At 67.0% G+C, this 20682-nt stretch carries 17 protein-coding genes and 1 tRNA gene; 6 read left to right on the top strand and 12 right to left on the bottom strand.

Features of this window, described 5'->3' with window-relative positions:
• The first annotated feature begins 24 nt into the window (after window positions 1–24).
• The 4 genes from ABN034_RS23215 to ABN034_RS23200 all read left to right on the top strand — a co-directional run bounded on the left by ABN034_RS23215 (window position 25) and on the right by ABN034_RS23200 (window position 2478).
• Window positions 25–879: an endonuclease/exonuclease/phosphatase family protein gene (locus ABN034_RS23215; RefSeq protein WP_349693120.1), complete on the top strand. Its 855-nt coding sequence runs from the start codon at window positions 25–27 to the stop codon at window positions 877–879.
• A gap of 452 nt (window positions 880–1331) precedes the next feature.
• On the top strand, window positions 1332–1895 hold the full coding sequence (locus ABN034_RS23210) for a hypothetical protein (protein ID WP_349693119.1): 564 nt from the start codon (window positions 1332–1334) through the stop codon (window positions 1893–1895).
• A gap of 75 nt (window positions 1896–1970) precedes the next feature.
• The gene (locus tag ABN034_RS23205; RefSeq protein WP_349330447.1) at window positions 1971–2192 is read left to right on the top strand and encodes a hypothetical protein; all 222 of its coding nucleotides are present in this window, start codon (window positions 1971–1973) and stop codon (window positions 2190–2192) included.
• Complete coding sequence (locus tag ABN034_RS23200; RefSeq protein WP_349330448.1) at window positions 2179–2478, top strand: hypothetical protein; 300 nt, start codon at window positions 2179–2181, stop codon at window positions 2476–2478. Before ABN034_RS23205 ends, ABN034_RS23200 begins: the two co-directional genes overlap by 14 nt.
• Window positions 2479–2511: 33 nt before the next feature.
• On the opposite strand, the gene ABN034_RS23195 is transcribed toward ABN034_RS23200, so the two are convergent.
• Window positions 2512–3435: an aldolase gene (locus ABN034_RS23195; RefSeq protein ID WP_349693118.1), complete on the bottom strand. Its 924-nt coding sequence runs from the start codon at window positions 3433–3435 to the stop codon at window positions 2512–2514.
• A gap of 955 nt (window positions 3436–4390) precedes the next feature.
• On the opposite strand from ABN034_RS23195, the gene ABN034_RS23190 reads away from it, so the two are divergent.
• Together ABN034_RS23190 and ABN034_RS23185 are read left to right on the top strand one after the other, a co-directional pair.
• Window positions 4391–4482: transfer RNA gene (locus ABN034_RS23190), tRNA-Ser, on the top strand.
• A 257-nt stretch (window positions 4483–4739) separates the two neighbouring features.
• The gene (locus ABN034_RS23185; protein WP_349693117.1) at window positions 4740–6065 is read left to right on the top strand and encodes an AlbA family DNA-binding domain-containing protein; all 1326 of its coding nucleotides are present in this window, start codon (window positions 4740–4742) and stop codon (window positions 6063–6065) included.
• A gap of 115 nt (window positions 6066–6180) precedes the next feature.
• On the opposite strand, the gene ABN034_RS23180 is transcribed toward ABN034_RS23185, so the two are convergent.
• From ABN034_RS23180 to ABN034_RS23130, 11 genes are all read right to left on the bottom strand, one after another.
• Window positions 6181–10488 carry a protein NO VEIN domain-containing protein gene (locus tag ABN034_RS23180; RefSeq protein ID WP_349693116.1) on the bottom strand — a complete coding sequence of 1436 codons (4308 nt, stop codon included), beginning with the start codon at window positions 10486–10488 and terminating at the stop codon, window positions 6181–6183.
• Between the two features lie 140 nt (window positions 10489–10628).
• Window positions 10629–12083 carry a tyrosine-type recombinase/integrase gene (locus tag ABN034_RS23175; RefSeq protein WP_349693115.1) on the bottom strand — a complete coding sequence of 485 codons (1455 nt, stop codon included), beginning with the start codon at window positions 12081–12083 and terminating at the stop codon, window positions 10629–10631.
• Complete coding sequence (locus ABN034_RS23170; protein ID WP_349693114.1) at window positions 12080–12274, bottom strand: helix-turn-helix transcriptional regulator; 195 nt, start codon at window positions 12272–12274, stop codon at window positions 12080–12082. The genes ABN034_RS23175 and ABN034_RS23170 overlap by 4 nt, the downstream gene beginning before the upstream one ends.
• A gap of 127 nt (window positions 12275–12401) precedes the next feature.
• Window positions 12402–13628, bottom strand: a complete 1227-nt coding sequence (locus ABN034_RS23165) for a bifunctional DNA primase/polymerase (RefSeq protein ID WP_349693113.1) — start codon at window positions 13626–13628, stop codon at window positions 12402–12404.
• Between the two features lie 491 nt (window positions 13629–14119).
• Complete coding sequence (locus ABN034_RS23160) at window positions 14120–15706, bottom strand: AICE element replication initiation protein (protein ID WP_349693112.1); 1587 nt, start codon at window positions 15704–15706, stop codon at window positions 14120–14122.
• A 122-nt stretch (window positions 15707–15828) separates the two neighbouring features.
• Window positions 15829–16302 (bottom strand): single-stranded DNA-binding protein, encoded by a 474-nt coding sequence (gene ssb / locus ABN034_RS23155; RefSeq protein WP_349693111.1) that lies wholly within the window; start codon window positions 16300–16302, stop codon window positions 15829–15831.
• Between the two features lie 240 nt (window positions 16303–16542).
• Entirely contained in the window at window positions 16543–16803 is a 261-nt protein-coding gene (locus ABN034_RS23150; protein ID WP_349693110.1) for a hypothetical protein, read from the bottom strand.
• A 54-nt stretch (window positions 16804–16857) separates the two neighbouring features.
• Window positions 16858–17262: an RRQRL motif-containing zinc-binding protein gene (locus tag ABN034_RS23145; RefSeq protein WP_349693109.1), complete on the bottom strand. Its 405-nt coding sequence runs from the start codon at window positions 17260–17262 to the stop codon at window positions 16858–16860.
• A complete protein-coding gene (locus tag ABN034_RS23140) occupies window positions 17262–17969 on the bottom strand; it encodes a hypothetical protein (RefSeq protein ID WP_349693108.1) in 708 nt (235 codons plus the stop codon). Before ABN034_RS23140 ends, ABN034_RS23145 begins: the two co-directional genes overlap by 1 nt.
• On the bottom strand, window positions 17966–18145 hold the full coding sequence (locus ABN034_RS23135) for a hypothetical protein (protein ID WP_349693107.1): 180 nt from the start codon (window positions 18143–18145) through the stop codon (window positions 17966–17968). Before ABN034_RS23135 ends, ABN034_RS23140 begins: the two co-directional genes overlap by 4 nt.
• 208 nt (window positions 18146–18353) lie before the next feature.
• Complete coding sequence (locus tag ABN034_RS23130) at window positions 18354–20618, bottom strand: helix-turn-helix domain-containing protein (RefSeq protein WP_349693106.1); 2265 nt, start codon at window positions 20616–20618, stop codon at window positions 18354–18356.
• Window positions 20619–20682 lie beyond the last annotated feature (64 nt).

Below are 20682 nucleotides of genomic sequence, written 5' to 3'. Positions count from 1 at the left end.
TCGTGCTCGTGAAGGGAGCCGTTCGTGCTACGACGTACGCTGCGCCGGAGGCGCGTTCTCGCCATGGTGGGTGTGATGGCCGCGGGTGCCGCCGGCGCGCTCGGTCCTGTCGCCGGATCGGCGGCCGCGCAAGACACGGACTCCGACCTGGTGAAGATCCGCGTCGCCACCTACAACATCCACCACGCCGCCGGGCCTGACGACGTGCTCGACGTCGCGCACACGGCGAAGGTCCTCTCCTCGATGCACGCCGACGTGATCGGTCTGCAGGAGGTCGACCGGCACTGGGGCGAGCGGAGCGACTTCGCCGACCAGGCGCGAGAACTCGCCGAGCGACTGGACATGTACGCCGTCTACGGCGCCAACCTCGACCTCGACCCGGCAGAGCCCGGTCAGGAGCGCCGTCAGTACGGCACCGCGATCCTGTCCCGCTCCCCGATCACCTCGTGGAGCAACACGTACCTTCCGAAGTTCGGTAACCACGAGCAGCGCGGTCTGCTCGTCGCGAACCTCAAGGTCCGTGGCGTTGCGATGCGGGTCGCCAACACCCACCTGCAGCACAACGACAACCTCGAACGGGAGGCGCAGGCGGCCGCGATCGTCGAACTGCTCGGCAGTGACCCGCGGCGGACCCTCCTCACCGGTGACCTCAACGCCCTTCCGGGCACACCGGAGATCGCGACGTTGACGAACGTGTTCGCCGACGCGTGGGCGGAGGTCGGCGAAGGTGCCGGCCCGACGTACCCGGTGGAGAACCCGGTGAGCCGGATCGACTACGTACTCGGTTCCCGCGACCTGGTCTTCCGCCACGCCGAGGTCGTGCCCACCGACGCGTCGGACCACCTGCCGTTGTTCGTGGATCTTCTCGTCCGCCGCTGATCCTGCGTGTTTCCGTGCGGTTAAGGAGATTCCGGTCATTTGCCTCGGAATTTCCTTAACCGGGCTGATCGCCTTTTGACTCGCCGGGCTATTGGCAAAAACGCATTCCATAACGATCAGGTTTGGTACGAATTCGAAGCTTGGTCGTCTCATTATCGTGACCTACAGGCTTCTGTCCGGCCTAATGAGCCTCTAATCTGCCCAAGCACGGGAGCGGCTTCAGGGCAAAGGGAAATCTGGTGGCAGGCGGGCGTAGGAAAGCGATTCATCGCAAACGGGGCAGAGGGCTGGCAATTGGGATCAGCGTCCTGATTGTGGCAGGTGCGACTGGATTGGGCTGGCTTCTCCTGGCGCCTCGAATCGGCATCGGCATGTGGGCGGCCGAAAATGCCGGAGCGACGGTGAGTCCGACGGCAACCAGATCCGCACCACGCGAAACGTCTCGTGGCGACGTGGACGCGACGAGTGTCGAGAGTCAGTCGGCCAAAGCGGTCGAGAAGTGTCGATCGGCCGCCCGGGTGGGTGTCGATGCGGTCGAGGCGGCCGATGACTCCGTCGACGACTGGGCGGCGCACATCCAGGCGATGGCCGACCTCGAGGCCGGCAGGAACACCGAGACCGAGACCAAGGCGATCTGGACCGAGACGCGGACCGCGGGGCCGGGCCGGGTCACGCTCTTCGAGCAGGCGGCTGCCGACTACCAGGACGTCCGTGCGGTGTGCGCCGACGTCGACGCGGCCGACATGACCGCCGAACAGCAGGGCGCCATCGACGGGTGCCGGGTGCTCGGCGAGGAGACGGACAAGGCGCTCTCGGCCGCACGGAACGCGGTCGCAGAGTGGAAGGCGCACCTCGCCGCGATGGCGCACCGGCGCTCCGGTCATCTCGACCCGGGCGTCGCGACGACGATGTGGCTGGCGGCGTACGAGAAGGCCCCGGTCAACATCGATGCGTTCCACGACGCCGAGGCAGCCTTCCGCGCGGCGAGGGCGGACTGCAGTACGCCGAAGCAGTAGGGTTCTGCGCTTTTCAGGCGTACGGACGTATGTCGGGGATGGCGGTCGGGTAAGGCGATCGGTATGGTCCCGGATATGGCAACGACGAAGAAGATCACCGTGAGCATGTCGGGTGACGCTCTGTGGCTCGCGGAGAAGGCCGCGGTCCAGGCCGACATGTCGTTGTCCGCCTGGCTGTCCCGGGCGGCCTGCCACTACGCCCTGTGGCAGTCGCCGAGCCCGGTCAGCGACGACCGGCAGCTGCGCGACGAAGAGGACCGTTCGGCGGAGGAAGCCGCCTACCGTGCGGCGGGGTGAGGTCTGGCGGTACGTCTCCAAGGGCCTGAACCGCGAACGGCTGATCGTCGTCGTCAGCACCGATGCCGTCAACGCCGCCCCTGACCAGGGCTGGTTCCTCGCCGTGGAGGTCAGCCCGGACGACCCCGGCCATCTGCTGGCCGTGGAGCTGCCGCGGCACGGATGGGTGGCGCCGCAGCACCTCGACGCGTTGTATCGGCGTTCGTGCCTCGAGCAGGTCGACGTCGTCGAGGATGACGTCATGGAACGCATCGGCTCCATGCTCCGGATCGCGCTCGACGTCTGAGAGCGCCCCGGCGCTCGCCCGCGTGCCCGGCTGTCACCCCTTCGTGACGGCCGCGTCGACGACCTCGGCGAGGTGCTGGAGCCGTCGGGCCGCGTCGTTTCGCAGGGCGGCCTCCACGTCCGGTTGGCCGATGCACGACCGCCAGACTGCCCGGCCAGCGAGGAACCCCGACGCGCCCTCGCTGCACGCGAGCTCGACGGCGCGCGGGAAACGGTCCTGGCGTACGCCCGAGGACAGGACCACCCATGGCGAGGCGATCAGGCTCGTCAGCGCGCCGCACATGCGGCGGATGTCATCATCGGCGCCCTCACCATGCAGCGGTACCTCGGCCTTGTACAGGTCCGCGCCGCGGGCACCGAGCTCCGCTGCCGCCGCGAGGATGCCGTCGTGTATGCGCGAGGGGTTCGTGCGACTTCGGGCCGGGCGGGAGACCGGTTCGATGATGCTCAGCAGTCCGGCGCTCCGGCAGCGCTCGACGAACCGGTCGACCATCGCGAGGCGGGCCGCGGGCTCGTCGTCGGGGCGGTAGAGCACCAGCAGCTTCATCGCGGTGACCCCCCTGGCGCGGTAGTCGGGTAGGTCGATGTCCTCGTCGATCGCGGCTTCGCCGACAATCTCGTCCCCGCGGGCGGTCAGTTTGTCGCCGGCGGCAATGAGGGCGGTGTCCGGGCCGAGGATGCCGTCGTCGAGGTAGCGGTCGAGGGCGAACTGCCGGTCGACCAGAACCGCAGAGGCGTGCGGCCCGAGGATGCGACCGGCGGTCAGCTTGAACTCGGTCACCTGCGCGTCGCTGACCTTGCCGTCCTGATGCTCGGCGAACATCGCCCGCATCGACTCGCGCTGGTCGAGCGCCACCATGGCGAAACCTCCGGACGGCCGGCGAAGGGCGTCAAGGCTCGCAGGTTTCGTGGCGGGGGCGGACGTGCCTGGTGCCGTAGCTGGGGCCGGGTTCGTCATCGTCCTCCTTCGTACGTACGGACGAAGGTTTCATCGCCCTCGGCTGCGGAGGCTAACAGCCGTGTCAGATGGGGCGCGGGGTCCGCGTCCGGCGGTCTGGAAATGAGACGCCCCCGTGGCAGACGTAGGGCCGCCATGAACGGGATGGCCTAGGGCACCAGAGTGGAGTCTTTTGGGACTCAACGGCTGCGGATCGAGCACGATGCCTCCCGCGACGCCGAACGCAGCCAAGCTGATGCCCAACAGGTCCAGGACCACACAACCGATCAGAGCCGATCAGCCAAGAACGATTGCCCACTGGACCGATGATCTTGATGACGCACTCACGGCGTCGCTCTGGCTCGTGCTCGGTCAGGATCCGGAAGAACACTGCTCGGGTGAACGGTCGACAAGAGCGAGTACGGCGATTGTCGCCTGGATGATCAGCTCGGTGGTGCCCACCTGCGAAGGTTTCCTGGATCAGGGGATCTATCGCCAGCGTGGCTCTTCATGAGGACCCAACGTTGCCGCGGACGGGTGAGGCTGATGGGGACCCGCCGCCGAGCGGGAACGGTGGAGTCCATGCAGGCCAGATCCGGCGGCGGACACGAGTCGCTGCGCTGGGTGAGGACCTGGCGCCTCCCCTTTGGCGCAGAGCGAACGTCTCGCGGCATGCGGGCATCTCCCTATGGCTGGGGTCCCGACGGCGGACGTCGCCAGGCGAGCGGGCCATAGGCGCGGAGTCATGTGGTCCGTGTACGCCAACTGCATCGACAGTTTGGAGGTGACCAAGAACGCGCTAATGGAGCGGCCGCCGGATCACCTCACCTTGACCATCGACCACGTACCGGAGCCGCACCCGTCAGATGGGAGAATGACGAGCGGAGCCTCTGCCCTGGGGTGGAGGCGCAACTGCGGGCAGATCACGGGCAGAGGGCGGGGAGGAGCCAGGCTCTCGGGATAAATCCGCAGGTCAGGAGGGCTCGCATAGTGGCCTAGTGCGGCGGTCTTGAAAACCGCTAGGTGAGGTAACCCCTCGCCACGTGGGTTCGAATCCCACGCCCTCCGCTCACCAGCGTTCCCGCAGGTCAGAGCCTGTTTCGAGGGCCTGCCCTGCGCCTGCTCTGACCGCCCCACCGTCCAGTGCTGTGCAGTGATTTGCGGCTGGAAACGAGTAGCTGCGGGGAATACGCGGGGCCGGCTCGGGAGGTGCCGAGTCGCGACCCACGCCACATTGGTCCCGCAGTCGCGGGTTGCCGCGGTAGCTGCCCGAGCAGAGACTCCTGCGCCGTGACATCAGCCCTTCCGTAGTCCAAGATCCAACTATGGTCGCTCTTCGCTCACGCCGCCTGGAGCGGCTCCTCGGCGCTCGGATTGATGCCGTCTCGCATGCTCAGATTGCCGATTTGGTCACGAACGCGGTGACAGAGGCGTACGACCTCGACTTCAAGGCGGAGTTGTACGGCAATGCCGACAAAGACAAACGAGCATGTGCAGGTGACGTCGCTGCGCTGGCGAACACTGCCGGTGGCGTCATCGTGCTAGGAGTCGCCGAGGACGACCAGGCGAAGGCGGCAGCCGCTCCGGGGGTTGCGCTTAGCGACGGCGAGACCCGGCGGATACGTCAGATCGTTGCCTCGCTGGTCGCCCCGGTGCCAATATTCGACATAGAGCCGGTCGAAGATCCAGAACGAGCTGGGCGAGGCTTTCTCCTCATCGCAGTTCCACGAAGCCCGTCCGCGCCACACGCCGTGCTGGTCAACGAAGGTCTGCGCTTCCCACGCCGCAATGGGACGACCACAACCTACCTCTCCGAACCCGAGGTCGCCGCCGCCTACCGAAATCGTTTCGCCGGGCTTCAGAGCAGGTTCGACGAACTCGCCAGCGACGAGCGAGATCTCCTCGACCGGCTCGACACCTCCGAGCACGCCTATGTCGTGGTTACCCTGATCCCCGATCTCGCCGGCGGCTTCACCATCGACACGAAAGCCATGCGTGACTTCGAGGCCGAGATAAAGCAGAAGGAGCCACTGATACTCCGCCGGGGCTTCCACTGGTACCGAGTCCGAGTTGGCAACCGCCGTCTGGTCGCCGACGGCACGCATGACACGGGTGCTGCAAGGTGGCTGGCCTGCGAGCTCCGCGAGAGCGGCGCCGGGTCCTTCGCCGCCGCCGTGGCATTGCGTGGTAGCGACGCCACGTCAAGCCAGGTCGACGATGAACATATGGTCAACGCAGTGTGGTCGGGCTTGCGGTTCCTTGCTCGGCATGCTCGAGATCGGGCCGCAGCCGGCGGGAACGCCACAGCCAGGGCGACCGTTTGGCCCGTCTCCGCACAGCTGCCCGCAGAGCTAGTCCACCGTCGGTTCTACGGAATGACGGATCAACTCGGCCGCGAGGCGATTGCAAGTCAGCCTGTGGCAACGGGCGTGTTCGATATCGACGACCTCGCCGAGAACGGTCCACCGCTCGTTTCCGCAACCTACGCCATCACTACCGGCCTGGTTCAACACTTCGGATACCCAGAGGCACTCCAAGTGACGCGCGACGGCTCATTCCGCATCCGGTACTGGAGTCACAATGACGCGCAGCAGGTGCGGGATTGGGCAACATCTGGCGGCGTCGAAGTGTCGGACCAAACTGTCGGTTAGGGGCCACGTGCGCACATGTGCCTCGGCCCAACCGGTGCGTCGACAGTCCCTGACATCCGAAGGTCCACCTGCATCCCACGGCACACCCCTGTCACGCGCACCAGGGGACTCCGAGCTAATCGGGACCGTCAGCTCTGTAGTCGGGGCCGCGTGACGTGCCTGAGCCGTCGGCCTCGTTCTCGAGCGCCAGCGCCATTTGCGCTTTGGCAAGCAGTAGGCGGCCATTGCCCTCCCTGATGAGCGTCAGCGGATCCTTCCACCTAGTTACCACTGGCACCTCGGCGTCGACGTCGGTGACGCGGTAGATGTAGTACCGGCTCCGCCGGTATGTCGCCTCGATCAGCTCGCCATGGGAGATGTAGAAGGGCTCCCTTGGGTCGGCCCCCTTGGTCGACTTCACCTCTATGTAGATGCGTTGGTCGTCTTCGTCCACACTTGTTATGTCGTAGGGCGACAGCTCGTTGCTCGTCGAGACCCAGTGGACAGAATCGGGGTTTTTACCGAGTTCGCTCAGCCGCCGCCGTTCGGCGTGGAAGGCTACGTCCTCCCCTCTCTTGCCAACCCGACGGTTCTCCTCCTCGGTCTGGATTCCGGGTGCGTAGCTGACGCCCCCACCACCGCTGTGGCGCACAGATCGCTCATTGGGCGCCGACTGGCTAGCTGCTCCCGGCACGGCATCGACGATGTGAAGTGATGAGTAATCTACGGGCGGGGGACCTTTCGGCGCCTGCTTCCTCGAGTCCGGTGCCGTCGGCGGTTCAGTATCGTCAGCCGTGGGCTCATCGCCTGGTTCGGGGATCAGTGCGGTGACCGTCGCCGCGGCGGCCTGGTTGAGCGCCGCGACTTCACTTGGCTCGCTCTGGTCATCGTCAGTCGGCTCAGGCACGAGCGAGTCAAGGATGTTGGTCAGTTCCTCATCGTCCTCAGGAGCGATCTGCAGGATGTGCCTGGCCTCAGTGATGTCATGAGCCTGGATCTGCCGGGCTGCCATCATGCGCTTGCGGTCGTCCAGTGAGGCCGTCAGCAGCATGGTGAAGGCATCTGCAAGGGTCGGCACGTTCAGATGCTGTGCGAGTTGGCGCCCAAGTGGGAACCAGTGCGGTTCGTTAGTCGACGGGTCGAGTTCGAGGAACGCAGTCCCCAGATTGACGATGTGCCCACGCCGCCTCTCTTGACGACTTGCGATGTAGCAGACCGCGTCCGAGCGAGCCACCTGCGTGCCTTCGTATTCATAGCTGAGCATGAGCTGGTCGCAGACGACCAGCTCCAGATTCCGTAGAGCGGGACGGACGCGGTTCTCGGCACTGGAGTTCTCGGCTCGCACTAGGGCGAGGAGGTACGGCTTGATCGCGTTGATGCGCTTCCGGACGGCATCGTAGGTCGAATCGTGGTGCTCGCCGAGCGGTAGGGCAGAGGTCTTCACGGCCTCGTCGAGCTTGATCAGTGACAGGTATCGAGTCAGTTTGTTGAGCCCTGCCTCCGCAGACAGCAATGGGCGGCGTCTCTCGAACGTGTCTCGCAGGAGTGGATCGTCGGCGTAGGGTGGCTGAGCCACGAAGTGCGTATTGCCGTCTTGGCTGGCCAGAAGCCGCACAGTCTGCGGTTCTGGATGGGGTTCCTGTTCGTCCCGAAGCACGTCGTGCAGCGTGCGCTGCACCCAGCGCGCTGCTTGGTCTATCTCCCGATTCGTGCTCCCGGCGGCCTCCGCCTCGTCGGCGATGCTGTTGAGCAGCGCGAGCAGATCTGCGACACGAGGGCGACCAGCGTCGGTCAGATGAAGAGCCGCCGCTAGGCCGGCCCCGCCATGGGTCTGGTACATCGCCTCACTGATCCGCGGGATCCGTTCCTGGATTCGTCGTGGTATCTGTGCGGCCTCGATCCATGCCTCCGCGGGTCGTACGAGCGCAGCAGTGTTGCCGTGGTCCACGGGCACCCACTTTCGCGAGTGCAGAGAGTGTGAAAAGAGTGATGGCGCCGTGCGTCCGCGCTCGCCGGCGTGGCTGCCGTGCACGCAGTAGAACAGGGCGTGTATACCGTTCTCGTAGACTGAGCCCCAGCGCCGCGCTAGTTGGTCCCATAGGGCCATGAGCCTGGTTGGGTCCTGGGAGTCGATGAGTTCAGCGTGCCGGTCGAGGCGGAAGGACCGCTTGAGCTGCTGTGACTGCGGGTGACCTTGTGGGCAGCGCGCCGCCTCGACGACCGCAGGCAGCGCCATCCACTCCTGGAAGAGCGGGCCGCGATGGGGGTGACGGCCTCCGAAGACCATGTACCCAGACGTCTCGGTCGGCTTGGCTTCGTCGAGACGCGGGTGCGCTTCGACCCCGAGCATCCGGTAGAAGTCTAGGTCGTTCTGACGCTGGTCTGTGTCGTCCGGCACGTCGACATCTAGGAACTCGGCTTGGCCGAACGGCCCGTAGATGACCTCGAGGTCATCTGAGCCGGTCCAGGAAGCACCGAAGTAGACCTCTGCCGCCGCGCGGAACGCGCGGACGGATCCATCGGCAGTTCGGGCAGGCAGGAGCACCCGGCCGAGCACCGGCTCAAGATCCTCGTTTCCCGACAGACGTACCTCATGATAGGCACGCAGGCCTGCAAAGGCCCTTGCCCTGGCGTCATCGTTTGCTTCGGGGTCACTCAGGATCTTGATGAGGAAGTCCCGAATGAGTTCGCGCCATTCGAATGGCTTGACTCCGAGTTCTCGGAGCAACGTCTGCGTGCCGCCGACTTGGGGCACGTAGGCGATGGGCACTGGGAGATCGTCCGGGAGTGCGACCTCGCCGCGCTCCCTCGGAAAAAAGATGGTCTCCTCGCCCGGTGCCAGCAGTTGGCCGTTGAGGCTGAGCACGATCGGGAACTTCTTCAGGTCGCCCAGGAGGGCGTACCCGACAGCATCACGCCATGAGACCAAGAACGAGTAGTAGGCCGCCGCTGTGTCCTGCGTTGGCGGCTTCAGCACAGAAAGAAACTCGGACACGCCCATCTCGTCGATCTCCGGGACGTCGGCCAGGAAGCTTCTCACGGTTGAGAGACGCTCGATCTCCGGGCGCAGCGTGTGAGCGAGGTCCAACGCCGCAAGCGAATGTGCGGTGGTCAGATCGGGCAGACTCCTTGGGAGCGAACGGATCTGTGCTGGTAGTCGCAATTGCCCGTCTGCACTCGGGAGGAAGGCGGCGCTCATCAGCGCATCCGTCCATCGCATGCGAAGCGCTGTTCCCCCCTCTCCCACTGGTCCGCATGCTGCGGGCACGAGCGTTTGGATCGCGGCTGCGCTTGCACCCGTACGGTTCACCAGGTCTTGGGCGACTGTCGATGACAGGAACTCCGCCACCGCCATTGTCAACATGTGATTGAACGGCAGAGCCTCAGGTGTTGTGGCGACTTGACGGCGATCCATGGTGAGTGCCCACTCGGCGTGAACAGCCACGTGCAGGCCGGGCCGTTCGTCGGTTGGGAAGTAGACGTGGAGCGGGAATGTCTCTTTGGGGGAAGGCTGGCCCTTGCCATCGACAGGAACTGCAACGGCGAACCTGACCTGCTCGAGCCTCTTCCACGCCGCGCCCAGTGGCTCGAGCACAGTCGGATCGGGTGTAGTTGTCCCTCGGTAGATGAACCACTCTTCGCTTCGACCATCGGTGTCGAGTTGGACATGTTCGGCGCCACCTTGTTGGCTCCGGAAGACCCTGGACGAGAAGTCGCGACTGGTGCCCCGCACCTCTAAGTGGTCGACGTGAGGCAGGAACAGCAGCAGCCGCGGCTGCAGGTTGAGAAGGAGGTGTTCTTCGACGGTGCCGCAATCAACCCCGTCACGAAACGGTAAGCGGATCACGGTGGCGAATCCGTCGACGCGCAGCGCTTCGACAACAGCCTCATCCGGACCGAAGTCTGAGGGCTCAACGGGGAACGGAATCGCGTAGACGGGTAGCTTCTGTCCAGGTGGAAGTGGGCCCAGGATCTCGGACACTTGGTCCCGGGCCCAGCTGTCATTGAACTGGAACGATGTGAGCGCCGACGTGATCTGAGGGCGATCGGTGATCTCGCCGACCGACTTGAATCCCAGTCCCTTGTGCCCGACTGCTTCGCCAGGCCCCTTCGAGGATCGTCCCAGAGAGCAGATGGCGTTGACTTGAACATCACCGAACCCCGCGCCGTCGTCCGCGACGATGAGCGCAGACTCGGTGAGGTGGAAGTAGGCTCGACCGCGGGTTCCGGCGTCGCCGGCCGCGTCGTTGGCGTTCTGGAGCAGTTCGAATGGATAGCGACCCGTGTACTGCTGCCGCACAAGCTCCTGGCCGGCGCCGCGCTCATACAGGCTCTTGAGCGCACTGGCGTGCAGTGCGTTGCCGGCTTGCAGGCGAAGGGGCGCTAGCTCGCCTTCGCGCAGAGCGGCAACCACGTCCATCTCGATCAGCTGGGTGGAAGGCATGACAAAAGGATGCCGGTTTGCGCGGATAATTGGGGCCGGATCGGTCAGGCGTGTCGACACGAACGCATGATCGACGATAGGCGCGTGTCCGTGCCGCCGGCCTCGCGCCCATCGTTGTGTCGGTGAGCGGACTCGCGTGGTCAGGGCTCGATGTCGGGGCTCATGAACCTCTCGATTCGCTGACGATCTGCGTCCTCGTGGCCGTCGATGCACTTGGCGTAGACCCGTAGGAGCACCTCCACGCTGTGGCCGAGCCATTGTGCGACCCGCGTCGGTGCCACGCCAGCGTTGAGCCAGGTGGAGGCACAGGCATGCCGCAGGTCGTAGGGCCGGGCGGCTAGCGGGGAGTCGTATTCGGCGGCAGAAAAGGCCTTCTCGCGGGCTTTGCTCCAGACGGCGTGGTAGGTGGTCTCCTGGAACGTGCCGCCGTACTTGCCGACGAAGATCCGCCCGTCACGGTGCACACCGAACTGCTCCAGGTGTGCTCGTAGCAGCTCGGCAAGGTTCGGATGGATCGGCACGGACCGCGTTTCCTGGCGGTCCCGGTGCTTCAGCGTCCGACGCTCCCGCGATGTGCCCGAGTCCGTCCAGGCGCTGCCAGCACGAGGGTTCGAGGCGGTGAGCAGAAGGTCACCCCAACCCGACTCGGGCAGGCAGACCAGGTTCTCCCTGCGGAGGTCGACGGCCTCAGATGGGCGGAGGCCGGCGTAGTACATGCAGCCGAAGAATGCCTTCATCCGGGCGCCTCTCTCGCCCTGTCCGGCTACGGCGTCCAGGAGACGGCCAGCCTGCTGGCGGTTGACCACGACCCTGGCGTCGACGCTTTCGACGGCCTTGGGCAGCTTCCAGCTGATCTGGTCGATCGGATTCTGCCGGAGCTGCCGCAGTTCCACCGCGTAGGCCAGCATGTTGTAGAGAACCGCTCGCTTTCGCGTGATGGTGTTCCTCGCGGCACGGGTGCCATCGAGCTTCAGCGACAGCGCGTCCAGCGCGGAGCGGACCAGATCGGGCCCAGTCATATCGTCTTGCAGGTCCGCGAGGGAGACGGTGTTCTGCTGCAACCAAGCGATGACACGTGCCAGGTCGGCGGGTGGGACGTTGGAGTCGCGCTCGGTCTTCACGCACACCCACTCGTACATGGCTCGGCGAATCTGGGCCCGGTCTGGCATACCGCGTCGCTTCACGATCAACGCTGGCGTCACAGTTGCCACTGTCTCTGCGATGCTCCGCCGTGAGTTGCCGGCCGCAGTGGACCACTTCATGTCGACGTAGGCGCACACGTGCTCGTACCAGGACCGTGCCTGCCGTTCGCGCAGCAGAGGCTCCGGCAGGCCGGTCACCTTGTCGAAGGCGACACCCTTGTTGGCGTACGCCAGCAGCGTGCTTCGCTCGGCTTCGGCCAGGGCGCGGGTAGCGAACGTCGACTGATGCGAAACACCGTCTACGTTCCATCGAACCGTGTAGGTCGGCTTCTTCTGCTTCGCGTTCTCCTGCTTGCTCCGGCTGAGGTTCTTGCGTACACCCCAGATCCGGACCTTGTGCGAGAGCGAGGTGCCGCCCGTGTGGGCGGCACCTCGCTGCCGAGAAGTCTTCATGCGGCCTCCGTGTAGGTCTCGATCCATGCGTCGAGGTCGGACCGGCGCACCCGCACGTCACCGTTGGGCAGCTTGATGCAGCGCGGCCCCTTTCCGATCTGGCGCCAGTGGTAGAAGGTGCTCCGCGATACGCGCAGCTCGGAGCAGACTTCGGGGATGGTGAGCTTCTGGTTGGGGTTGGGCTCAGCCATGCTGGTTGGCACTCCTTTGGTTGCAAGGCGAAGGATGTACGACGCTGGGTCGACTTCGCGTCGTGACGGGATCGGGCGTGCAATGCCTCGGTCGGACCGCCGGGTCAGAGTGGAGCCGGCAGCCTGGTCAGCCGGCGGTGAGGCGATCGAGGCCTCGAGGACGTGGCCTGGGCAGCGGTGCGGCCATGCCGCGGACCAATGACCGGTGGGTGATGCGGTGGGCTTGGCTGGTTGAGAGTCCGCTGTTGGAGCCGGCGATGACGAGCTGCTCGGCGACGTCCGACTCGTCGAGACCGGACCAGTCGAGTAGGCCACCGACCTGGTAAGCGAGGGCGGCGAGGGCGCGTTTGCGGCCGTCGCGCATGGTGGCGAGCCGTTCGGCGCCGCGGTTGATGACGGTGGTCACGTAGGCGGCCGGTCCTCGTCCCGAACGGCCCTGTTGAGGTCTGGGCGAGCGCGGGACTGGCCGCGTTGGATGCCGTGACGTGACGCGGATGATTTCGCGGGAAAGCCAGGTGGGCAGCTGACCGGGGCTGGCAATGTCGCCGGCGACAACCTCGTACGGGCCGGCGGTTGCGGTGGCGCCGGGAGCGACACCGTAGGACCAGCCGGCTTTGATGTCGATTTGCCAGGCGAGTCCGTGGTCGCTGAGTGCTTGGTGGAGGCCTTGTACGGGTGCCTGGTACCAGAGGTGTCGTCCGCCAGAGGGGGTGTCGACGGCGACGGGCCGGTGTTGCGGCCCGCCCGGCCAGGGGTTTGGGCCGCCGCGCAGCTGGGCGAGTAGGCGGAGGGTGTCGCGGCCGTCCCGGCAGCGGGTGGCGTCGTTCCATTCGTGTTCGGGGATGGGTTCGGCGACCAGGTTGATGCCGGGCAGCAGTCCGGTGGCGAGGTCGTCGGGTAGGGGGTCGTGGTGGTTATCGATGTCGATGAGGACCAGGCCAGACGGTCCGGCGGCGACACCGGGGATGGCGTTCGGCTTGGTCCGCCACCAGGTGGTGATGGTGACTGAGTTGGTGGTGGCGGCGCGGACGCCGTGGCACCACTTGCCGGCGGGCAGGCAGGGGCATTGCTCGATTGGGTGCGGCGTCGTGCGGGTGGTCGTTCGGCAGGCGGGGCAGTTTGCGAGTGGTCGTCTGCTTCTGGGGGAGAGCGGGAAGACATGCCAGCCGAGGCCGGCCAGCTGGAGCGCGAGACGCACACCGGGCTGGTCCTCGGTGGGGGTGAGCGTCGCCTGGCGTGGGGTGGGTTTGGGGATCCAGCCGGTGGGGGTGGGTGAGCGGCCGGGGTGTTCGGTCTGGCCGGGGTAGACCGGGATCAGCCGGCTACGGCAGCGACGACAACGCGGTTCGGACACGCGACGGGCCTCCCTTCGTGCTGGGGCGGGGGATGCCTACGGCAGGCCACCGCGGCGCCGCCACTGACGGCAGGCCCCCAGGCCGCGGCGCGGCGGAGATGCAGGTGTGTGGCGCGGCGACAGGTGAGTGCGGGGTGAGGGGTTAGACATCCCCCGCCCCGTCCGCGCCGTGGTCGGGCAGGCGAACTACGGCGCGGGGGTTCGTAGATGGTGAATGGGCCCGGATTGATGTCACTGTTGTCACCGGCCGCGCATTTGCGCAGGTCAGGCCGGCTTTTCGAGCTGTGACATCAGCCCGGTCTTGTTGTCACCTGACGTCTCAGGGGCCGGGTTGTTGTCACCGGAGCGGTGACATCAGTGACGACAAAGTGACAACAGACTCGGCTTGTTGTCACCGCCGAAAGCCGCCCCTGACCTGCGCAGATGCTTCGCCGGTGACATCAGTGACATCAGTTCTCCTCCTTTTCAAATCTAAGAAGGAGAGAGCACTGTTACCCCTGGCCGGAGAGCAGGTCGGGGTCGGTAATCCGCTGCAGCCTCAGCGTGCGGCGCTTGTTCGTCCGGTCCGGGCGGATGTCGACGCCGACCTTGCGCAGCGAGGGGGCGATCTCGCGGATCTTCCGCCCGACCGCTCGCGAGTCTTTGGGAAGCTCGTCGACGGGCAGCCCGTGACGTTCACAGATAGCTCGGAGCCTGGTGAGGAGGTCCTCGGCTGTGCCCTCCCACACCCCTGGCTCGAAGGCCGCGCCCGTGTGGCCGGGTTTGAGGCTGGCGGCGTGCCAGTGCAGCGCGCGGGCGAAAGTGTTGCCTTCGATCAGGGCCATTCCCAGCGCAGCGACCCGGGCGCGGTAGGCGGGCAGGGTGGCCCAGCCGGTCACTTTGTCGAGGGCGGCGAGCACGTGGGCGAAGTCGGCCATCCGCGGCGGGTCCTGCAGCTGGACGGCGGGCAGCTCGCGGAGCACGCCGGCCACCAGGTCAAGGACGGCGCCGAGTGCATCGGGGAGTGCGGCGTTGCGGCGGCGGGTGATCTCGGCTTCGGGGATGCGTTCTTCGATGACTTCGGGTTCGACCAGCAGCATCCGGTCGGTCAGGTCACCGGCCAGGTCGTGCTTGATGGCGATGGTGGTCATCGCGATCACCCGGCGGAACGAGAACACGGCGATGTCTTCGTCGGAGTGCAGGACCCGCTGCAGCACCGCATCACCAGTGACCCCTTTGCAGAGGGAGTTGGACAGCCAGTCGGGGATCTCGGTGACGTTGTCGAAGGAGAACGCCCAGGAGGCGCGGGCGAAAATCGCCCACTCCCGCTTGTCCGCTGGGCTTTCCCGGTCCTCGGCGGGCTGGGGGTCGATGAGGCCGAGCAGGCAGCGGATCAGGTTCGACTTCGCGGTGCCCTGCTCACCTTGGACGAGCAGGATCGGGTGCGGGATGTCGGTGAAGTACGCGGCGACCACCCAGGCGATGACCAGCCGGAAGTCGTCATCGGACAGGTTGATCAGCTCCCGCAGCTGGTCAAGGGTCCCACCGCGGACAGGCATGACCAGGGGATGGGTGAGTTCGGAGCGGCGGAAGATCACCGGCGAGGACGGGCAGATCTCCCACCCGTCGCTGGTGATGCGGATGCATTGGCCGGTCTCGGTGCCCATGTCCACCACCAACGCCCCCACACCATCGGCGACGGTGTTGCTGTCGCCGCCGGCAGCATGTCCGGGTTGGTTGTCGGCATCGTGATGGTGGCCCATGCGGAGGAACACAGGCTGCGGGTCGAGTTCGCTGGCTTCGCCCTCTAGCACGTTGATGCAGTCGGACAGGGCAGAGCCGGTGGCGACCTTGCCGGTCTGCCGCCACAGCGAGTCGGCCAGTTTGGCGCGGATCCCGGAGCCGGACTTTGAGCCGAGCGGGACGGCGTAGGTGCGGCCGTCGGTGGACCGGACCAGCCGGTAGGCGTCTTCGGCCATCTGCATCAGAATCTGTGCCTGGGTCGGCCCCTTCCCATCCCCGGACGGGTCGGCAGCCATCCCCGCAGGCTCGTACGCACCGGCATCGTCAGGCGGGTCGTCGTGATCGGGAGCCACCACAGTCTCGGAACCTCTCTACGCATGAGGGGAAGGCGGACAGTAGGCACGAGCACGAGCAGCCAGGCACACCCTCGAGGACGAGGGGCGCGCCAGGCCGCCGTGTCGGTCATGAAACTGTGCGGTTAGAAGGGTGGTTCGTCGGCAGGTTCCGACCCGGCGCCGACTGGCTCGGGCCGTGTCCGGGTACCGTTGGCCCACGGGTCATCAGGGGACGTCGCGGGCGCCCGGCGGACCCGTTTCGGTGTGGCGGTGGCGAAGCTGAGTTCAACCCCTACCGCATCGGCGGTCAGCTTCCACGCGGACCGGTTCTCACCGGTCTTGGCATCGGTCCAGTGGTCTTCTGCAAACCGGCCCGCCACGACAACCCGGTCGCCCTTCTGCAGGGACTCGGCGACGTTCTCGGCCAACTGACGCCACGCCGTGCAGCGGACGAACGAGGTCTCACCGTCGGTCCACTGGCCGGTCTGCCGGTCGTAGCTGCGGGAGTTGACCGCGACCGTGAACGAGACGACGGCCGCACCGTTCGGAGTGAACCGGAGCTCGGGGTCGCCGGTGAGGTTGCCGGCCACGGTTGTGGTGATCTCACCATTGCGCATGGAGTTTCCTTTCGGAGAAGGGGTTGGGCTGGTTGTGGGTCAGCAGTTCAGGCCGGCGCGTCGGAGGTGGGCGCGGGCGTTGCGGTGGGCGCGGCGGTCCGACGGTGTGCCGCCGAGGACGACGATGGCGCCGCGTGGGGATCGGAGTTTGAGGTGGCCACGGCGGGTGGTCTGGACGCGCCAACCGGCCCTGAGCGCGGCTTTGACGATGGGACGGAGGTCGCGTTGGAGACGCGGCATTCAGGCGGCCTGCCGTTCGACGTCGCGCAGGTAGTCGTCCCAGTCGTCCCAGGTGTTGCCGCACGGAGTGCAGACAACATCGCCGGAGGCGAGCTCGGTCATGGTCTGGCCGCAGTCGAGGCAGCCGCCGCGGTCGGCGAGGTCTTCCAATCGTTCGCCGGCGAGGTAGCGGAGCTGGGCGGCAAGGTCGGTGGCGCCGTCGTTCTCGGCGTCGTCGGCCAGCTCTAAGAGCTCGCCGTGGTCGAGGGTGGTCTCGGACATGTGCTGCTCCCTTTGGATGTGGGTTGGTGATACCGACGCCGGGTTGGCGTGGGGTCATGCCGCGTTGTCGGCGGCTTTGGCCATGCAGTCGCCACACAGTCCGGTGGACCGGGCGACACAGTGGTCGGCGTGTCGTTGGCAGCCGGCGCACCAGCGGCGGGCCGCCATCGCGCGGGCGAGCGCGTCCTGTTGGGCGGGTGTGGGGATGGGGCGCGGTTGGGCTAGGTCGAGGCGGTAGAGCCAGGCGAAGGCACGGTCGTGTCGCCACACCAGCAGCGCGTACGGCTCCTGCCCGCCGGGACACAAACCGTTTGCTCGCAGTTGTCGGCGGGTGGCGAGTCCGTCGGGTGCCCAGCCGTAGCGGAAGGCGGGGAGTCCGCTGATCCAACGGCCGGGTGCTTGTCTGCCGTCCCAGAGCTGGATCATCACCGCGTCGCGCCACCCGTACGGCCGGCGCATCACGCGGCCCGGTTCAGGTCACGCTGCAGCGGTGCGTACCGGTCGGTGCGGAGCCGGGTGATTCGGGTGATGGCCGCGTCGGGGAGCCCGGTGCGGCGCATCCTGGCGATCACTTGCGCTGCTTCGGCCGGTGTGACGGGCACCCGGTCGCCGGCGATGCGACGCAGTACGGCGGCCTCGTCGACGCCCGCGTCCTGGCCGTCGCCGTGCAGGTTCGGCAGCACGGCTGGGTCGTCGATGGTGTTGTCTTCCCACGCCAGGGGTGGCGCGTACCCGACGGCGCGTGTCTCGTCGCGGGTGCGGGCGCACGGCCCTGGTGTCATGGAGAGGCTGTCGTAGACGCGGTTGACCTCGGCGTGGACCGAGGGTGGTACCCAGCCGTTGCCGCGGTCCAGCAGAGTCCTGGTGTCCAGGCCGGTCCGGAGGTCCAGGTCGCGGTGGCGCCATCCCATGGCCAGCAGTGCCTGGATTCGTCGGAGGACACCGATGGACGGCACTGATCCGGCGGGACCTGGGGCGGGGTTGGTGACGGCGAGGAGCCGCTCGGCGGTTGCACGGAGAACCCTGTCCTGGCGGCCGCTCACGACGTCTTGAACGACCCGCACGGCGACGCCGGACAGGCGAGAGATCTGCGGCATGGTCATGCCGGCGCCGATGAGGGCGCGGAGGTGCCGGGCCGTCTGTCGCGCGGTGATGGACGGGGTCATCTGCTCCACCGCCCTGCCACGATCTGTGCGATGTCGACGCCGATCACCACCAGGGCGAGGACGCCGGCCGCGACAGCCAGGACAGGCGAGATGGCCGACAAGGCCAGGCCTGCGATGACGGCGGCGCCGGCCGAGAGGACCCAGCCGGGCCTAGCAAGAGTTCGGGTACGAGACACTGAGGACCGTCCTTTCGATGAGGGGACTGCGGGGGCGGCCGCTTGCTTGGCGGCTGGTCGGCCGCCCCCGGCTCGCGCAGTGGGTGATCACTGCGTGTGCGCGCGGAATCGAATCAGCTCACGTGAGCCGAAAACCGAAAACTGTCTCTACGCGCGGGCGATGGGCGAATTGACTCATGAGCTGATTCGTTTATGAGCCGAAAGTTGGCTACTCAAGGTGACGGGTGCTGGTCCACCCGGCGCCGCGGCCGGCTCCGACCATGCGGACCAGGCCTGCTTCCTGGAGCGTGTTGAGGCGGCGCACAATGGTCGCCCTCGACACGTCGACCCCGAAGTTGGCCTGGATCGAGCCGGCGCTGACGGGGATTCCGGCCGCCTTGTCGAGAACGTCGAGGATGCGACGCGCCAGATCGTCGTGCGCATCGCCCGGTTCGTCGTTCTTCGCCAGGTCATCGTCAACGGCCTGGCGGGCTGTGGGCAGGGTGGTGGTGTTGCCGGTCAGGTAGCCGGTTCCGCCGGTGGCGGCGCGGGTGGCGTCTGCGCGGCGGAACGCGGCGTCGGCGGCTTGGCTGATTCGTTCGCGGACGGTTTCGATGTCGACCCGTACGCGTTCTTCTTCGTCTGCGGACATCGGGACGGGTGCCGGTGCCAGGGTCCGCGGAGGGGTTCGGACCTGCGCCGGGGGTTCTTCGAGGTCGCCGGATGCTGCGTTCGCGGTGTTCGTGTACAGGGGGCCGAGGACGTTCGCGGCGGCGGTGGCGGACCGTTCGTCGAGCCTTGGCCGGGTGCCGGTGGACAGCCGGTCCGCGACTTTGCGAACGTCCTCGGGCTTGTACAGCGCGTAGGCCCGGTGCAGTGTGGGCAGTGCGTCGCCGCGGGTGGACAGGTAGAACGACCCGTCGTGCGGCAGGGCGGAGGCGTCGATCTGGGAGTAGTGGGATGGGAACACGAACCGGGCGTGTTCGTTCTTGGCCAGCCGGAAGCAGGCGCGGATGTTCAGCTGTGCGATCAGCTGCGCGGCTTGGCCGTAGCCGAACGCGCCGGCGGATCCGTGCTGGCTGTGGATGTCGATCGAGACCAGCAGTGACCGGCCGGTGCGGGCGACGTTGGTGGCCGAGGCCAGGATCGCCTCCCCGTGGGTGGGGTCGGCGACCATGGAGGCGAACTCGTCCAACATGATCAGCACCGTGGGCGTGCCGCTGCCTGGTGGGATGGCGTCGTCGTTGTAGGTCTCGCCGGCGAACAGGCCGCGTTCGGCGATGATCGCCTCGCCGGCTTTGAGCATGGCGAGCACCTTGGCCGGGGTGTCGGCTGGTGGCATGTCCAGGCAGGCGAGCCAGGGGCGGGCTTTGGCGGCGCGTTTGGCGACCTCGCCGTACCAGATCACGCAGTCTGAGCTGGCCGCGGCGGCGGCGAGTTTGACGTTGATCCAGTTGCTCTTCCCGCCACCGGCAGCGCCCATGGTCAGGCCGCGGTTTGCGCCGGAGTTGGGGTCGACGAGCTGGATGGTCGCGGTGGTGCCGTCCTCGCACACCCCGACCGGCACGGGGTCGACGATCGACCGCGAGCCGGCTTCCCATGCCTCGGCGAGGGCTGGGTGGGGGATTTCGCCGGTGGCCGTGAACACGTCGTCGCGGACCACGGTCATGGTGGCGCGGCGGGCGTGCTTGAGCACCTTGTCGACCTGCACGGATCCGATCCGCAGTCCGAGCAGCGATTCGATCCGCGCCTTTTGGGCTGCGAGGGCGTTCGCGGTCTGGCCGGGTGGCAGCTCGATGAGGGCTTCCCAGCCGATCTCGCGGCCGGTCGTGGTGTCGGTGAGCTTCTTGCGGCGGAGCATTTTCGACCCGGCCAGCTGGATCTGGCCAGCAATGTCGGACCAGCGTTCCCGCTCCCGCAGTTGTACGACGTGGTCGCGGACGGCGTGGTTGAGCCACCACGGGATGCCGACCGCGGCGGTCGCCGCGACAAGGGCGCCCGCCACCCACTGATTATTTGGCCCCCACACCGAGGCGGCGGTTGCCCAGCCGCCGGTCGCCAGGGCGGCGGCGTGGGCGTGGGTCCGGTAGCGGGCGTTCTTCCACCGTCGTACCGCGATTGCGGTGCCGGCCCAGACCGCGCCGGCGACCAGCAGAATCGTCGAGGTGGCGAGCAGTTCTGCCGCGACCACACCGACAACGGCGGTCACGGCCGCCCAGGTGACGGGTGCGAGTTCCCACCGGTACCGGTAGTACCAGCGGCCCAACCGGGCAGATGCCCGCCCATAGGTCGCCCACGGACGCGGCTCGGGGCAGCCGCCCACGTTCCGCGGACCGCTCAGGTTCCGGGGGCTGGGCCGGTCGAAACGTCCGGCTCCGCGGCGGTCGAATGGGCGGTTGAGGGGTTCGAGGGGTTGCTGGTGACGTGCCACCGAACGGTCCGGTCGCCGCATACCTCGCCGCGCCGGTCGGCGGGCGGGACGTCGTCTCGCCATCACAGGTGTTCCCTTCTGCTGGGCCGATTCGGCTGTGTCGATTCGGTTGGTAGGTAGGAAAATG

Source organism: Actinopolymorpha sp. B11F2, assembly GCF_040195635.1.
GTDB lineage: Bacteria > Actinomycetota > Actinomycetes > Propionibacteriales > Actinopolymorphaceae > Thermasporomyces.
The sequence above is the reverse complement of the archived record's forward strand: the minus strand, read 5'-3'. Positions and strand labels throughout refer to the sequence as shown.

What these genes read in the sequence shown, in the direction of transcription:
- ssb (WP_349693111.1), bottom strand. Translation starts at nt 16,302, where the DNA reads ATGCGCAATGGTGAGATCACCACAACCGTGGCCGGCAACCTCACCGGC.
- ABN034_RS23180 (WP_349693116.1), bottom strand. Translation starts at nt 10,488, where the DNA reads ATGCCTTCCACCCAGCTGATCGAGATGGACGTGGTTGCCGCTCTGCGC.
- ABN034_RS23145 (WP_349693109.1), bottom strand. Translation starts at nt 17,262, where the DNA reads ATGCGCCGGCCGTACGGGTGGCGCGACGCGGTGATGATCCAGCTCTGG.
- ABN034_RS23170 (WP_349693114.1), bottom strand. Translation starts at nt 12,274, where the DNA reads ATGGCTGAGCCCAACCCCAACCAGAAGCTCACCATCCCCGAAGTCTGC.
- ABN034_RS23130 (WP_349693106.1), bottom strand. Translation starts at nt 20,618, where the DNA reads ATGGCGAGACGACGTCCCGCCCGCCGACCGGCGCGGCGAGGTATGCGG.
- ABN034_RS23175 (WP_349693115.1), bottom strand. Translation starts at nt 12,083, where the DNA reads ATGAAGACTTCTCGGCAGCGAGGTGCCGCCCACACGGGCGGCACCTCG.
- ABN034_RS23185 (WP_349693117.1), top strand. Translation starts at nt 4,740, where the DNA reads ATGGTCGCTCTTCGCTCACGCCGCCTGGAGCGGCTCCTCGGCGCTCGG.
- ABN034_RS23195 (WP_349693118.1), bottom strand. Translation starts at nt 3,435, where the DNA reads ATGACGAACCCGGCCCCAGCTACGGCACCAGGCACGTCCGCCCCCGCC.
- ABN034_RS23205 (WP_349330447.1), top strand. Translation starts at nt 1,971, where the DNA reads ATGGCAACGACGAAGAAGATCACCGTGAGCATGTCGGGTGACGCTCTG.
- ABN034_RS23150 (WP_349693110.1), bottom strand. Translation starts at nt 16,803, where the DNA reads ATGTCCGAGACCACCCTCGACCACGGCGAGCTCTTAGAGCTGGCCGAC.
- ABN034_RS23140 (WP_349693108.1), bottom strand. Translation starts at nt 17,969, where the DNA reads ATGACCCCGTCCATCACCGCGCGACAGACGGCCCGGCACCTCCGCGCC.